General features: G+C 68.1%; 11 protein-coding genes. 8 read left to right on the top strand and 3 right to left on the bottom strand.

What is annotated here, in order from left to right; translation table 11 throughout:
• Positions 1–30 precede the first annotated feature (30 nt).
• The 4 genes from VF106_RS14330 (at position 31) to VF106_RS14315 (ending at position 2,960) form a co-directional block, all read left to right on the top strand.
• The gene (locus VF106_RS14330) at positions 31–1,050 is read left to right on the top strand and encodes an aromatic ring-hydroxylating dioxygenase subunit alpha (RefSeq protein ID WP_330840167.1); all 1,020 of its coding nucleotides are present in this window, start codon (positions 31–33) and stop codon (positions 1,048–1,050) included.
• Positions 1,051–1,198: 148 nt separating this feature from the next.
• Entirely contained in the window at positions 1,199–1,333 is a 135-nt protein-coding gene (locus tag VF106_RS14325; RefSeq protein WP_330840166.1) for a hypothetical protein, read from the top strand.
• Positions 1,330–2,208, top strand: coding sequence for a PDR/VanB family oxidoreductase (locus VF106_RS14320; RefSeq protein WP_330840165.1), 879 nt, complete (start codon positions 1,330–1,332; stop codon positions 2,206–2,208). Before VF106_RS14325 ends, VF106_RS14320 begins: the two co-directional genes overlap by 4 nt.
• An 11-nt stretch (positions 2,209–2,219) precedes the next feature.
• Entirely contained in the window at positions 2,220–2,960 is a 741-nt protein-coding gene (locus VF106_RS14315; RefSeq protein WP_330840164.1) for an IclR family transcriptional regulator, read from the top strand.
• Positions 2,961–3,057: 97 nt separating this feature from the next.
• Here VF106_RS14315 and VF106_RS14310 read toward each other — a convergent pair whose 3' ends face one another.
• The 3 genes from VF106_RS14310 to VF106_RS14300 all read right to left on the bottom strand — a co-directional run bounded on the left by VF106_RS14310 (position 3,058) and on the right by VF106_RS14300 (position 9,833).
• Positions 3,058–3,567: a class I SAM-dependent methyltransferase gene (locus tag VF106_RS14310; protein ID WP_330840163.1), complete on the bottom strand. Its 510-nt coding sequence runs from the start codon at positions 3,565–3,567 to the stop codon at positions 3,058–3,060.
• A gap of 72 nt (positions 3,568–3,639) precedes the next feature.
• Entirely contained in the window at positions 3,640–6,489 is a 2,850-nt protein-coding gene (locus VF106_RS14305; protein WP_330840162.1) for a TIM-barrel domain-containing protein, read from the bottom strand.
• A gap of 50 nt (positions 6,490–6,539) precedes the next feature.
• A complete protein-coding gene (locus VF106_RS14300; protein WP_330840161.1) occupies positions 6,540–9,833 on the bottom strand; it encodes a TIM-barrel domain-containing protein in 3,294 nt (1,097 codons plus the stop codon).
• 119 nt (positions 9,834–9,952) lie between these two features.
• On the opposite strand from VF106_RS14300, the gene VF106_RS14295 reads away from it, so the two are divergent.
• From VF106_RS14295 to VF106_RS14280, 4 genes are read left to right on the top strand one after another with little or no spacing between them, the layout of a single operon-like run.
• On the top strand, positions 9,953–11,122 hold the full coding sequence (locus VF106_RS14295) for an ROK family protein (protein ID WP_330840160.1): 1,170 nt from the start codon (positions 9,953–9,955) through the stop codon (positions 11,120–11,122).
• Positions 11,119–12,054, top strand: coding sequence for a carbohydrate ABC transporter permease (locus VF106_RS14290; RefSeq protein ID WP_330840159.1), 936 nt, complete (start codon positions 11,119–11,121; stop codon positions 12,052–12,054). Before VF106_RS14295 ends, VF106_RS14290 begins: the two co-directional genes overlap by 4 nt.
• Positions 12,047–12,850, top strand: coding sequence for a carbohydrate ABC transporter permease (locus tag VF106_RS14285; protein WP_330840158.1), 804 nt, complete (start codon positions 12,047–12,049; stop codon positions 12,848–12,850). Before VF106_RS14290 ends, VF106_RS14285 begins: the two co-directional genes overlap by 8 nt.
• Before the next feature lie 14 nt (positions 12,851–12,864).
• Entirely contained in the window at positions 12,865–14,106 is a 1,242-nt protein-coding gene (locus tag VF106_RS14280; RefSeq protein WP_330840157.1) for an ABC transporter substrate-binding protein, read from the top strand.
• The last annotated feature ends 5 nt before the right edge of the window (positions 14,107–14,111 follow it).

The following is a 14,111-nucleotide window of genomic DNA, read 5'->3' as shown; positions in this document are numbered from 1 at the left end:
GTGGACGGGCCGGCCCCGCACTGTCGAAAGATGACGACTTTCGTGCGAAACCAGTGGTACGTGGCGGCGTACGGCCACGAGATCGGCCGCGAGCTGTTCGGCAGGACGATCCTGGGTGAGTCGATCGTGTTCTACCGCGCCGAGTCCGGCGAGGTGGTCGCGCTCGCGGACCGGTGCGTGCACCGCCGTTTCCCGCTGTCGGAGAGCCGCCTCGACGGCGACACCATCGTCTGCGGCTATCACGGCTTCACCTACGACCGGGCCGGCACGTGCGTGTTCGTTCCCGGCCAGAAACGGATTCCCCGCACCGCCCGGGTGAAGGCCTACGACGTGGTGGAGCAGGACTCGTTCGTGTGGGTGTGGATCGGCGACGGCCCGCCGGAGGTCTCGCCGCCGAGGGCGCCGTGGCTCGCGGACCCCGCGTACACGACCGTGTGCGGGATGGAGCCGCTGGCCGCCCGGTACGAGCTGCTCGTGGACAACCTGTTGGACCTGTCGCACGAGACGTACCTGCACGGCGGCTACATCGGCACACCGGAGGTCGCGGAAACCCCGATCACCACGGAGGTCGACGAGGACGCCGGCGTGATCTACGTGAGCCGCCGGATGGCGGACGCGGCATGCCCGCCGTTCTACGCCAAGTCGACCGGCATCGAGGGGCGGATCACGCGCTGGCAGGACATCGAGTACCACCCGCCGTGCCTGTACCTGCTGCACAGCCGGATCGCGCCGGCCGGTGTGCTGCCCCGCGAGGACGGCACCGACCCGGACGGCTTCCACGTCGAGGTGGTGTACGCGATCACGCCGGAGACCGAGCACTCGACGCACGACTTCTGGGCGGTGGCAAGGGACTTCGCGCTGGAGGACCAGGGCGTGTCGGACTTCCTCGCGGAGAACAACCGGACGGTGGTGCTGCAGGACGTGGTCGCGCTCAACGTGCTGGAGCAGGTGATCGCCACCGAGCCGGCCGGCTACCAGGAGCTGTCGATCAACATCGACACGGGTGGCTTGGCGGCTCGGCGCATCCTGAAGCGGATGGCAGCGACATGAGCGGAGCTTGCGGAGCGAATCATCGATATCCAGGCCGGCACCTCGCACGCGGAGGGCGCCGGAGGAGCGGAGCCTGCGGAGCCGTGAGCGGAGCTTGCGGAGCGAACCATCGGGCGCTGCGGCGCCGCGGAGCGGGTGAGGGGGCGGCATGAGGTTCCGTATCAAGTGGACGCCCGGCACGGACACCTTGCTGGCCGTGTGTTTCTGCGGCGCTGAGCACGAGTTCGAGGACCCGGTGGAGCTGTGGGACTGGCTGCTCGGTCACCCGGAGGGACATTCATGATCGACGTGTCGGTGGCCGCGAAGGAGGCGGTCGCGGACGGTGTGGTGGCGTTGACACTTCGTGGCTCGTCACTGCCGTCGTGGACGCCCGGCGCCCACGTTGACGTGGAGTTGCGGTCGGGGTTGGTCCGGCAGTACTCGCTGTGTGGTTCGCCGGACGACCCGTCCTGGCGGATCGGAGTACTGCGGGAGTCGTCAGGTCGGGGCGGGTCGGAGTACGTGCACGACACGCTGGCGGTCGGTGACCGGGTGCGGGTTTCGTTGCCTCGCAACACGTTCCCGCTGGAGCCGGCGGCCAGGTACCTGTTCATCGCGGGTGGCATCGGGATCACCCCGCTCCTGCCGATGATCGCAGCGGTCGCCGCGCAGGGGGCGGACTGGCAGCTGCGGTACGGCGGGCGGACGAGGGAGTCGATGGCGTTCCTTCCGGAACTCGCGGTGCACGGGGACCGGGTGTGCGCGCGCCCCGGCCTGATCGACTTGTCCGAAGTGGACGATGACGTTGCGGTCTACTGCTGCGGCCCCGAACCGCTGCTGTCCGCGGTCGAGGGCCGCTACGACCCGGACCGGCTGCACCTGGAGCGGTTCGCGCCGCGTCCGGTGGCCGGTGCGCCGTTCGAGGTGGAGCTGGCCAGTTCCGGCAACGTGCTGAAAGTGCCCGCCGACCAGTCGATCCTCTCGGTGTTGCTGGACGCCGGCGTCCCGGTGCTGTCATCGTGTCAGGAAGGTACCTGCGGCACCTGCGAGACGGAGGTGCTGTCCGGCACGCCGGAACACCATGACTCGCTGCTCACCGAGGAGGAGCGGGCGTCGGGCGAGACGATGATGATCTGTGTGTCGCGCTCGACGGGTGGGAGGCTCGTGCTGGACCTGTAGGAGGAGGGGCGATGGCGCCGGGCAAGTCCGTGACCAGCAAGGTTCTCGCGCTGCTCGACGCCTTCACGCCCGGCACCCCCGAGCTGACGCTCAGTGAGCTGGCGCGCCGGTCCGGGGTGTCCCTGCCGACCGCGCACCGGCGCGCACAGGAACTGCTCGAGTGGGGCGCGCTGGAGCGTAGCGCCAACGGCTCGTTCCACATCGGACTCCGGCTGTGGGAGGTCGCCTCCCTCGCACCGCGCGGGCTGGCGCTGCGCGAGGCCGCGATGCCGTTCCTCGAGGATCTGTACGAGGTGAGCAGGGAGAACGTGCAGCTCGCGGTGCGCGAAGGCCTGGAACTGGTGTTCGTGGAACGCATAGCCGGCCGGCACGCGGTGCCGGTGCTGACCCGCGTCGGCGGCCGCTTCGCCTTACACGCGACCGGCGTGGGTCTGGTGCTGCTGGCCCACGCCCCGTCGGACGTCCAGGAGTCGGTGCTGGCCGCCCCACTCCAGTCCTACACCCCGAAGACCGTCACCAACCCGATGCGACTGCGCGAGATCCTGGCCGCCGTCCGCCGCAACGGCTACGCGGTGAGCGATGGCCAGGTCACGCTGGACGCACTCTCGGTAGCGGCCCCGATCAAAGGCCCGACGGGCGTGGTAGCTGCCGTCTCCCTGGTGGTCCGCGCGGAAACAGCCCAACCCACAGCGCTGGCCCCACTGGTCATGGCCGCGGCAAGAGGCATCTCCCGAGCACTGACCGTGCCCTGAACAAGTCCATAGCGGCGCTCAACCCAACCGTCATCGGCTTTTGCGTGCCCGGACCGCCAGCACGACCGGGGTCGGGGCGCCGCCCTCGGCGAACCGTTCAAGAGTCATATCGGCATCGAGGAACGCGTGCAGGACGGATCACCACCGCGTCGGGGTCGCCGCGATCGGCGAACCCGCCACAGAAGCACGGGTGGATGCCGACGTGCACCAACACCCCGCCGGGTCGCAGTACCCGGGCCACCTCGCGCAGCACGGCCAGGTACTCGGGCATGTCGGTGTGGACCATCACCGCGACGACCGCGGGGACACTGCTGTCGCGGACGGGCAGCCGGCCCGCGTCGGCCCGCACGATCGGCAGCCGCCCACGGGCGTGCCGCAGCATCCCCCTGGACACGTCGACGCCGACGGGAGTCCACCCCAGCTCCCGCACGACGGCGGCGTGGACGCCAGTGCCGCAGCCGACCTCGAGGCACACGCCGCCGCCGTCGCCGAGAAGATCGCGCAGCGCACGATCGATGCCGAGTGGGTCGTGCCCAGGCGCAGACCGCTGGCCGCTGAGGAACTGCTCCTCGTACCAGTCCGCGATCTCGTCGTATGCCGCCGTCACCACCACACCATTGGACCGTCGCGGCGGTCGACGGACGCCACAGGTTCCGCCCGTGGCGAAACACCTCTCCGGTCAGAAGCCTCCCGACGTTCCGGGGCCGATGCCGCTCGCTGGGGTCGTGAACGTGCTGTTCGCGCCCGGTTGCCAAACGTCCGCGGTGTTGGGGAAGTTCGCCTCCTGGCGTTTGACGCACTTCCACTCCACCGGGGTGTTCGGGGGCAGGCCGGTCACCGTGCCGGTCCAGGTCGGGTACGACGTCGGGGAGAGCTTCACCGCGCTGGCTACCGACCATTCGCCCAGCTGTGGCGCGCTGCCCACCGCGTACACCGACTGGCCCGGGGCCGTGGTGCCGTTCGTACACGTGAAGGCGACCGACACCGGAGCCTGACCGAGCGTGAACTGGAACGTTTTCGCCGACGTCACCGACAACGACGCGGACTTCGCCACCACCAGGTTGCCGCCCGCGTTGTACCAGCCGGACGTCGCCGCGTCGAAGGCCGCCTTCGTCGGGTGCTGGGTCATGGCCACGCCGCCCAATGTCACCGCCGAGGCCTGCGTGTCCGCTACCAGCTCCACGACGTTCGCGCGGGACGTCGGGGCGCCCGGGTAGGTGCCCGACGACGCCGCGATCGTCACCGTCGCGGTCGAGCCCGATCGGACCTGGCTCAGCACCGTGGTCCGCTTCGCGCCTGTCTGGTAGCCGGTTGTCGTGCCGTCGTCCTCGGCCAGGGTGAAGTTCGACGCCGTCGGGTCCGCGTACACCCGCGCCACCAATTCGTTGCGGGTCGAGCCGTCCGCGCGTTTGCCCGCCACGTTCATGGTCTGCCCGTCCACGTACATCCTGGGCAGGATCGCGCCAGCCCGTGCGTAGGCCGGCAGGGTGAACTCGCCGTTGCGCCACAGCGGCACGTCCGCGACCCACTGTCCAGTTGAGACGATCGGGGTGTTGGTGTGGTAATCCCACCACGTGCCCGCCGGCAGGTACATGTCGCGGGACCGTTCACCCGCCCCGGCCACGACGCCGACCAGGAGGTCCCGGCCGATCATCTTCTCGTGGCCCATCTCGCGGACGTTCTGGTCGTTCTGATAGTGGTGGACGGGCGGCGGAACCAGTGGGTCGCCGTCCGTGAAGGCCTTGTGTGCCAACGAGTAGTAGTACGGCGTCAGCTCGTACCGGCGCGCCAGGTTTGCCCGGTTGCTGGCCACGTCGCCGATGCTGTCCGGCGCCGTTTCCAGGCAGTTGCACAGGTTCTCGGTGTGCGGGCGGACCGGCACGTCGAACCACGCCGAGTTCGCGAACCACTGCGTGTACAGCTCGTTCAGGTCTGAGTTCAGCATCTCGCGGCGGAAACCGCCGATGTCCGAGCCGTAGTAGTCGATGCCGGACATCGACATGTGCATCTGCGTGTTCTGCTGCGACGCCAGCGCGGTCAGCTTCGAACCGATGTCGCCCGACCACATGGCCGTGCCGGTGCGCTGGATGCCACCGGCACCGGAGCGAGCCAGCAGGAACGGGCGCCGGGTCTCCCCGTTGTCCACATAGGCCTTGGCGATCGACAGCGCCCACTCCAGGTTGTACACGTTGTGGTAGTCGGCATGGGCGTGTTTGCCCGGCAGCACGCCGGCTGTCCAGTCGTTGCCGTCGTACATCTCCGGCTCGCCAAGGTCCAGCCAGTGGCCCGTGACGCCCTCGTCGATTAGGTGGTCGCGTTGGGTGTTGTGCCAGTGCGTGCCGGCGGCCGGTTGTGTCCAGTCGATCATGCCGCCGCGGCCCCACCAGTCGTTGCCGGTCAGGTACACCGGTGCGCATGTCGAGCAGCCCGCACGGACCAGGTAGCCGCCCGCCGCCATGTCCGCGTGTTCCGGGAGCGCCCGACCGATGTAGGACTCCTCGATGGGGATCACTCCGACGCCGTTCGTCGACGCGAGCGACGCTATTTTCGTTGCCGGGTTGGGGAAGTTCGCCGTGTCCCAGTCGAGGGTGCCCATCCTGGTGCTGTCCGAACCGGCCGTGACCCCGCCGAACCAGTCAACGTCCAGCATGACCCCGTCGGTGGGGAACTGGTTGGCGCGCAACGAAGCCAACGTGGAGTCTACTTCGGCCCAGTTGTCGTAACCGAACTCCGACATCCACATGCCGAAGGCCTTCTTCGGCGGCACCGGCGAACGGCCGGTCAGCTCGAGGTAGTCCTTGCGCAGGTCCGGCAGGTTCGGGCCGCTCATCACGTACCACCGCACCTGGTCGCCCCAGGTGTCCATGGTCCACGGGTCGCCGGCAAGGTTCCATTCCTGTTTGTACACCTGGTCGACGAACACGCCGTAGTTGGCGTTCGCGGCGCCCACCGCGAACAGCACCGGGATCTGCGCGTTGCCGACCGGACCGTTGTCGGTGTCGAAGATCATGGCGTTGCCATAGGTGCCGCCGGGGGTGCGGGTGCGGCCGACCCAGTCGCCGTCGGCGCTGCCGCCCATGAAGAACTGCTCGCCGAGCCCGTACGCGTGCTGCATCGACGACTTGGTGAACGACAGGCCTTTCCACGCCTGTGTCAGGTTGCGTGGACACTGGGTGGTGAGCAGCAGGTCCGGATTGGGCACGGTGTCGAACACCGCCGCACACAACGACGAGGTGTTGACCTCGACGCGGATTCCCGGCGTGGTCAGGACTCCGCCGTTCTGCGTGAGGCTTGTCGGGCCCGGGTAGTTGGTCTTGAACACCTGTCTGGTCGTGAACAGCGCTGACCCGGTGCCGGGACCGCTGCCAACGCCCGTTTCGAAGTGGACGAGGTCGTCGTCGAGGAACTCCACCACGAGGTAGTTGCCGCCGGCGGTGAACTGCACCCGCTGGACGGCCGCCGAAGCCGGCGACACCAGAACGGTCAAACCGGTCGCCACCAGTGCCAGGGTAAGGAGTATGCGTGTCATGCCGGCACCTCGCCCGCCTGGATATCGATGATTCGCTCCGCAAGCTCCGCTCATGGCCGTGCCACCGTCACGTTGTCGAGGTTGACCGCGCCGGTATTACCGGTGTCATAGGACAGTCGGATCGCGTGTTTGCCCGCCGTGAGCGACACCGACAGACTTGCCGTGCCCCAGGTGTCCCAGTTCGCCGTGGCGGGTAGCGACACTGTGCCGACCGACACGCCGTCCACGTACACGGTCCTGGTCGCCGTGGCGCCGGAGCCGTTGGCGTAGCGGAACTTCAGGTTGTGCGATCCGCTGACCGACTGCGTGTCCACCGATACCGCGTCGCCCGAGGCCGTGAACCCGTCCACGAAGCCGGTTCCCGTGTAGCCTGGGTGGTCGGTGTTCGTCGAGACACCCGTGTTGTTGCCGAACTCCGCCTCGTACGCCGCCTTGTCGACACCGTTCAGGACAACGGTTCGCGCCGACGCGCTGCTCGGCAGCTTCACGAACGTCAACTGCTGCACCGGATCCCAGTACCAGCCCTCACTCGCCGAGGAGAGAGCCGCCACCGACGCCTGCTCGGTGAGCGCCGTGCCACCCCTGGTCACCGAGCTGGGTTTCGTCGACGCCACCTGAAGAGTCGAGGTGGTGGTGAGGGCGGGTGCGGAGACGGTCACCGTGTGGGAACCGAACGCCTCGGTCGACGTGACCGTCCGGGTCGCGTTCGCCGAGTCCTCGAAGTAGTCGTAGCTCGACGTGCCCGACGGGTAGATCCGGAACACCAGGTTCGGGTAGCTCGTCACGCTGTTGCCGATGTTCCCGCCCAGCTGGTAGTTCGCGTTGAGGTTGAGCGGGACGATCGCGCCAGCCTTCGCGTACACCGGGATCGAGTCGGTGCCGGCGACGTACGTCTTCGTGCCCGGTCCCTGCGCGCGGCCGCCGTTCCAGAAGTCGTACCACTCGCCGGCCGGCAGGTACACGTTCTTCGACGTCGCGCCCTGCGTGGTGATCGGAGCCACCAGTAGCTGCCGGCCGAACATGTACTGCTGGTCCTGCGCCGCCGCCGTGGCGTCCGCTCCGAACTGGACGCTCATGGCCTGCATCAGCGGCAGCCCGGTGTTCGCCGCGTTCCTGGCCTCCGTGTACAGGTACGGGACCAGGTTCATCCGCACGTTCGCGAACTTCCGGAACGTCGGGATCACGCTCGTGTCACCGGTCCTGGCCTGCACGTTCCATGGCGTGCGTGCCTCCGACGGCGACGGGCTCGCCTTCTCGGAGTGGTACTGCATGATCGGCGAGAACGTCGCCATCGCCGTCGAGCGCAGGTACAGCTCGCTGCTCGGGAAGCTGCCGGTGAACCCGGCGAGATCCCAGGCCCAGAACGGGATCCCGGACTGGCCGGCGGACAGGCCCGCCCGCACCGCCTCCTGGAACGCGCCGAACGTGGAGGCCTGGTCGCCGGCCCAGAAGATCGAGTTGGCTTGCGCTCCCGCGGTGCCGGCCCGGCTGAACTGCACGCCGTTGCCGCCCGTCTTGGACTCGATGTACGTGTCGTACGCGCCCGTGTAGGCGTTCGGGTAGGCGTTGTGCAGTTCGTCGCCCCTGCGGCCGTCGCCCGAGGTCACGGAGCGGCCGAACACCGCCTCGCTGCCGTCGGTCTTGAACCCGTCGATGCCCACGTCGTCGAACAGGTAGGCCCGTTTGCTCATCCACCAGTTCGTGGCGGCGGCCTTGGTGTAGTCCGGCACCGTGCTATCGCCGAACCACTGTCCTGTCGGGACCCGGTACGGGCCGCCGGCGCCGTCACCCAGCACATAGCCCTGCGCGATCGCGTGGTCGCGGTCGTTGACGTGCTGCTGCGGCGCGGTCGGCGGGTTGGTGTCGAAGTTCTGCTTCAGCACCGGGATCTGCCAGAGAACCACCTTGATGTTCTGGTTGTGCGCGGCGGTCACCATGGCCTTCGGGTCGGACCACGCCGTGCCCGGCGGGAACGTGAGGTCCGTATAGGACAGTGCCTGGCCACCCGGCTTCGGTGTGTAGGTGGCGCCGTGCCACAGGTAGAACGTCGCCTCGTCACTCCACTGCTCCAGCACCATCGCGGAGTGCGGGATGTTGTTGTTCGTGACGTTGGCCAGCTCGGTCATGACCTCCGACTGGGTGTTCCACTCGTTGGCGGACATCCACAGCCCGAACGCCCACTTCGGCGGCAGCTCCGGGCGTGCGGTCGTCGCAGTGTAGTCGTCGAGGATCTCGGCGCGGTTGCCGGTGAAGAAGTAGTAGTCGGCGGTGGAGTTCAACGCGCCAGAGGTGTCGACCGTGAAACCCGCCATGTCCGACAGGTGCGTGCCGAGGTTGAAGATCGAGTACCGGGTGCTCGGCAGGTACACGCCATAGCCTGCCGAGTTGGTGAAGAACGGCACCGACAGATAGGTGCGGTGGTTGGCACCCTGGTCCTGGTACTGGTTGTAGACGTAGTTGTGCACGTCTTTCCCGCGCTGGTCGAGGTGGTCGTAGCGCTCGCCGAAGCCTTCGAAGCGCTCGCCGGACGGGGTGTACCAGTGGTCCTCGATCTTGGTGACCGTGGTGGCGCCGTCGCTCGCCCAGCCCACGTTCCGGAAGGTCGCCGGGTCGTACTGCCGCGCGATCAACGTGGTGCCGTCCGCCTTGTACACCGCGACGCGGTACGGCGACTTCTGGATCTTCACCTGAAGTCCTGTCGTGGCAAGGGTGAGCGTGCTCGCGCTGTCGGTCACCGTGTACGACGAGGCGCCGGTGATGTTCAGACCCGACCCACTTGGCGCGATCTGCGTGCGGAACCGGTCCGCGGCGGGGAAGGCGAACCGGATCTTCGGGGTGAAGCTGCCGGCGGTGTCCCCGGTGGTCACGTCCACCGACGTGCCGTTGTTGACGAATCCGGTCACAGTGGACGGTCCGCTCCACGACGTGACGGCAAAGGAGAACGGGCCGGTGGTCTGCTCCCCGGAACCGTCCACATTGGCGTGCACGGTGTAGCTGATCCGGTCGCCACGCACGAAGGTGCCCATGGGCAGCGTCCAGTACGTGTTGTTGCCGCTGTTGTGGTCCCACGCGGCGCCGATCGGGGTCTGCGCCACGTTGTTCTTCGTCCACGTGATCCACACGGTCTGGCCGGGGGAGACCGGCCACGTCGTGGTCTTCAGCGTGACGCTCTGCCCTGCCATGGGATCGCGGGGCACGCGCTCGGTCGGCTGCGTGCCGTACAGCTCGTCGTATCCGTACGGGGAATGGAAGACGCCGTTCAACACACCGGCCGACGCCACCGGAGCGGTGAACAGACCGAGCACGAGGACGGACACAGCCAGGAACACCCATCGTATGGCCATGAACACCGGACGTTAACCGGCGGTTCCGGACCGGTCAACCGCCGATCGGAGTGCTTGACACGGGAGCCGGCGGGTCTTACTTTGCCACTAATTTTAGTACCGAAATAACGGGGGACGCCGTGAACGCTGTGCCACGCGGCGATCTCGTGCCGGCCGGGATCCTGGGCCTGCTCGGCACGCAGGGACCCACCTCGCGCGTGGATATCGCCAGGTCACTGCGCCTTTCCCCGGCGACCGTGACACAGGTGATCAAGGACCTCCTCACCCGGGGCCTGGTCGAGGAACTGGCGTCGGTCCCGTCCACCGGCGGCCGGCCTGCGCGGCTGCTGGGGTTGGTGGCGCGGACCGGCGTGGCCATCGGCGCCAAGGTGACCGCAGACCACGTCGCACTGGTGACGGTCGAGCTGGACGGCTCGGTCCGCACGTCCACCGTGCACCCGTTCGACCCACGCGAGCCCGCCTCGGTCGGCGAGATCCTGGCGACGGCCCTCGACGACTCGGTGCTGGGTGTTGGCGTCGGTGTGCCGGGTTCGGTGGACGCGCAGGCGTCCGGGATCGTTGACGCGCCGACGCTCGGCTGGCACGACGTGAAGCTGGGCCCGGCGCTGCGCAACCGGCTGGGCGTCCCGGTCCTTGTGGACAACGACGTGAACACCCTGGCCGCGGCGGAACGGCTCTACGGTGTGGGCCGCGAACACTCGTCGTACCTGGTGGTGACGATCGGCCGGGGCGTCGGCTGCGGGATCGTCGTCGACGGCGCCATCTACCGGGGCGCGGCCGGCGGCGCGGGGGAGATCGGCCACATACCGCTGACCGACGACGGCCCCCGGTGCGGTTGCGGCGCGATCGGCTGCCTGGAGGCACACATCGGCTCGGCCGGTCTGCTGCGGGCGGCACGCGAACGTGGCGTGGTCGGGCCGCGTGGCCGGCTGGCGACGCTGTTGAAGGCGGCCCGCGACGGTGACGCGTCGGCCCTCGCGGTCTACGCGGAGGCCGGGCGGCTGCTCGGCCGGACGCTGGCTGGGGTCGTGCACACGGTCGACCCGGAGGTGGTGGTGCTGATGGGTGAAGGCGTTGACGCCTGGGAGTTCTGGCAACCGGGCTTCGAGCCGGCGTTGCGAGGCCGCCTGCTCCCGGCCCGCCGCGAGCTGCCGATCGTGGTCGAGCCGTGGACCGAGGTCCAGTGGGCGCGGGGCGCGGCCTCGCTCGTGCTGGCCTCGCCGTTCGACTCGGCCGGCACGGGCGGTGACCAAAGCCGGATGGTCCGAGCGCGCCTGGGGACACCATGACGCTCGTCGCGACGAAATCCCCGGTGACGAGCCCGCCGCCGATCCGGCGGGCCAAGCCACGCCGGTCGTGGAAGCACTACGGCTGGGTGCTGTTCTTCCTGCTGCCCAGCGCGGTTCCGCTCGTGCTCTTCACGATCGTGCCGATGATCTCCTCGATCTGGGTGAGCCTGCACGAGTGGAACCTCATCTCGCCGATGCGGTGGGTCGGCTTCGACAACTACGTCTCGCTGCTCACCGATCCGCAGACCGGCAAGGTCTTCCTCCACACGCTTCTCTACGTGGCCGGGTACCTGCCGCTCGTCTACGCCGGCGGTCTCGGCCTTGCCTTGGCGTTGAACCGAAAGCTCCCGGCACGCGCGTTCCTCCGGGCCACCTACTTCCTGCCCGTCGTCACGAGCTGGGTCGTCGTCGCACTCGTGTGGAAGTGGTTGCTCAACCCCGCGGGCGGACTCGTGAACCAGATTCTCGGGTTCTTCGGGCTCGGCCAGCCCGGTTGGTGGACCGATCCCGACTGGGCACTCGTCTCGGTGATCCTCGCGTCGGCGTGGAAGGATCTCGGGTTCGTCATGGTCATCCTCCTCGCCGGGTTGCAGGCCATCCCGCGCGACCTCCACGAGGCGGCCATTGTGGACGGTGCGAGCGGGTGGCAGCGCTTCTGGCGGGTCACGCTGCCGTTGCTGACGCCTTCCACGTTCTTCGTCGTGGTCATCTCGCTCATCAACGGGTTCCAGGTGTTCGACCAGGTCTACGTGATGACCGGCGGCGGTCCGGGTGGCGCGAGCCAGGTGGTGGTCGGGCAGATCTACGACCTCACCTTCCGCTACGGGCGGGCCGGTGAGGCGTCGGCGCTGTCCTGGTTGCTGTTCGTCGTCATCCTCGCCGTCACCGTGATCCAGATCCGTGGTCAGCGCCGGTGGGTGCACTATGCGTAAGGTCGCTCTCTTCTCCGCGGTGCTCGTCGGCGCCGCGATCATGCTCTTTCCCTTCCTGTGGACCGTGATCACCTCGATCACGCCGGAAGGGTCACTCGCCGGCGGGCCGACGTTGTTCGTCGAGGACCCGACGCTCGACGCCTACCGGACATTGCTCGACACCGTGCCCATGTGGCGGATCATGCTGAACTCGTTCGGCATCGCCGTCGCGGCAACCGTGCTGCAGCTCGTCACCGGTGCCATGGCGGGGTACGGGTTCGCGCGCCTTTCGTTTCCTGGCAAGAACATCGTGTTCGCCGGGTACCTCGCGACTCTGATGATCCCGTTGCAGGTCCTGGTCGTGCCACTGTTCATCGAGATGAGGACCTTCCAGCTCAACGACACCTACTTCGCGTTGCTGGCGCCCGGGATCGCGTCCGCGTTCGGGGTGTTCCTGTTGCGGCAGGCGGTCGCTGCCGTGCCGTCCGAACTGGACGAGGCCGCCACCATCGACGGCGCGAGCCACCTGCGGATCTTCACGACGATCGTGCTGCCACTCGTCCGGCCGACGCTCGCCACGGTCGCCGTGTTCGCCTTCATGTCCAGCTGGAACGGCTTCCTCTGGCCGCTCGTCGTGATCCGCTCGCCCGAGTTCATGACGCTGCCGCTCGGCCTCTCGACTCTGCAAGGGCAGTTCACCACGGAGTGGGACGTCGTCATGGCCGGTTCCGTCCTGTCGATCATCCCGATCGCCGTGGTGTACCTCCTCGCCCAGCGCCACATCATCGCCGGCATCGCGCACACCGGCATCAAGTGAAAGGACTTGTTCACATGCGATTAAGGATCGCGGCCGCCAGCGTCGGCGTGCTCGCGCTCGCCGCGTGCTCACAGGGCTCCGCCACGGACCCCGGCGCCTCCGAGGACGGCAAGACCGTCGTGCGGTACATGAACTTCTCCGCCAACGACGGTCACGAGAAGGATCTCGACGCGATCGTGGCGGCGTTCGAGAAGGCGAACACCGACATCGACGTGCGGGTCGAGACCCTGCCGTTCGCCGACTACTTCACGACGCTGCAGACAGCCGTGGCGGGTGACACGGCGCCGGACGCGTTCGAGCTGAACTACGAGAACTTCGTGACCTACGCCAAGAACGGCTCGCTCGCCGAGCTGTCCGGAGTGGATACCTCGGTGTACGGGAAGTCGCTTGTGGACGCGTACGCCACCGACGGCAAGCAGTACGGCCTGCCGGAGTCGTTCTCCAACGTCGTCCTGTTCTACAACAAGACGTTGTTCGACCAGGCCGGTGTGGCCGTGCCGACCGCGGACTGGACGTGGGCGGACGAGCAGGCCGCCGCGGAGCGGTTGACCAACAAGGGTGCCGGCGTCTGGGGCGACTACCAGCCGATCACCTACAACGAGTTCTACAAGGCGCTCGCGCAGGCCGGGGGCGAGTTCCTGTCCGAGGACGGCAAGTCGGCCACGTTCGACTCGCCGGAAGGGCTGAAGGCGGCCAACTGGCTGATCGGCAAGAACGGCACCACCATGCCGACCGAGGCCGACGGCGCCGGCACACCCGACTTCGACTCGAAGCTGTTCTCCGACGGCAAGCTCGCCATGTGGCACACCGGCATCTGGATGTTCGACGCGCTGGCCGACGTGCCCTTCGAGTGGGACGTCGTGGTCGAGCCGGGCGACACGACCAAGGCGTCGGCCATGTTCGTGAACGGTCTCGCGGTCTCGTCGGCCAGTGAGAACGCCGAAGCCGCGCAGAAGTGGATCACGTTCCTGTCCTCGTCGGACACGACCACGGACGTCCGGCTCGACACCTCGTGGGAGCTGCCGCCGGTCGCCGACGACAGCAAACTGGCGGCCTACCTCGACCAGCCGAAGCCGGCCAACCGCGAGTCAGTCTTCGATGCGCTCGAGAACCCCGTGCTGCCACCGGTGATCGAGCGTCAGCAGGAGATGCAGGACGCGGTGACCAAGGAGCTCGGTGAGGCCGCGGCCGGCCGCAAACCCGTCGCACAGGCACTGAAGGACGCGCAGGCAGCGGTCAACGGCCTGCTCGAATAGGAGCA

Source organism: Actinophytocola sp. (assembly GCF_036378875.1).
Taxonomy (GTDB): domain Bacteria; phylum Actinomycetota; class Actinomycetes; order Mycobacteriales; family Pseudonocardiaceae; genus Actinophytocola.
This window is presented reverse-complemented; position numbering and strand designations above follow the sequence as displayed.

What these genes read in the sequence shown, in the direction of transcription:
- VF106_RS14320 (WP_330840165.1), top strand. Translation starts at nt 1,330, where the DNA reads ATGATCGACGTGTCGGTGGCCGCGAAGGAGGCGGTCGCGGACGGTGTG.
- VF106_RS14280 (WP_330840157.1), top strand. Translation starts at nt 12,865, where the DNA reads ATGCGATTAAGGATCGCGGCCGCCAGCGTCGGCGTGCTCGCGCTCGCC.
- VF106_RS14315 (WP_330840164.1), top strand. Translation starts at nt 2,220, where the DNA reads ATGGCGCCGGGCAAGTCCGTGACCAGCAAGGTTCTCGCGCTGCTCGAC.
- VF106_RS14325 (WP_330840166.1), top strand. Translation starts at nt 1,199, where the DNA reads ATGAGGTTCCGTATCAAGTGGACGCCCGGCACGGACACCTTGCTGGCC.
- VF106_RS14285 (WP_330840158.1), top strand. Translation starts at nt 12,047, where the DNA reads ATGCGTAAGGTCGCTCTCTTCTCCGCGGTGCTCGTCGGCGCCGCGATC.
- VF106_RS14305 (WP_330840162.1), bottom strand. Translation starts at nt 6,489, where the DNA reads ATGACACGCATACTCCTTACCCTGGCACTGGTGGCGACCGGTTTGACC.
- VF106_RS14290 (WP_330840159.1), top strand. Translation starts at nt 11,119, where the DNA reads ATGACGCTCGTCGCGACGAAATCCCCGGTGACGAGCCCGCCGCCGATC.
- VF106_RS14330 (WP_330840167.1), top strand. Translation starts at nt 31, where the DNA reads ATGACGACTTTCGTGCGAAACCAGTGGTACGTGGCGGCGTACGGCCAC.
- VF106_RS14300 (WP_330840161.1), bottom strand. Translation starts at nt 9,833, where the DNA reads ATGGCCATACGATGGGTGTTCCTGGCTGTGTCCGTCCTCGTGCTCGGT.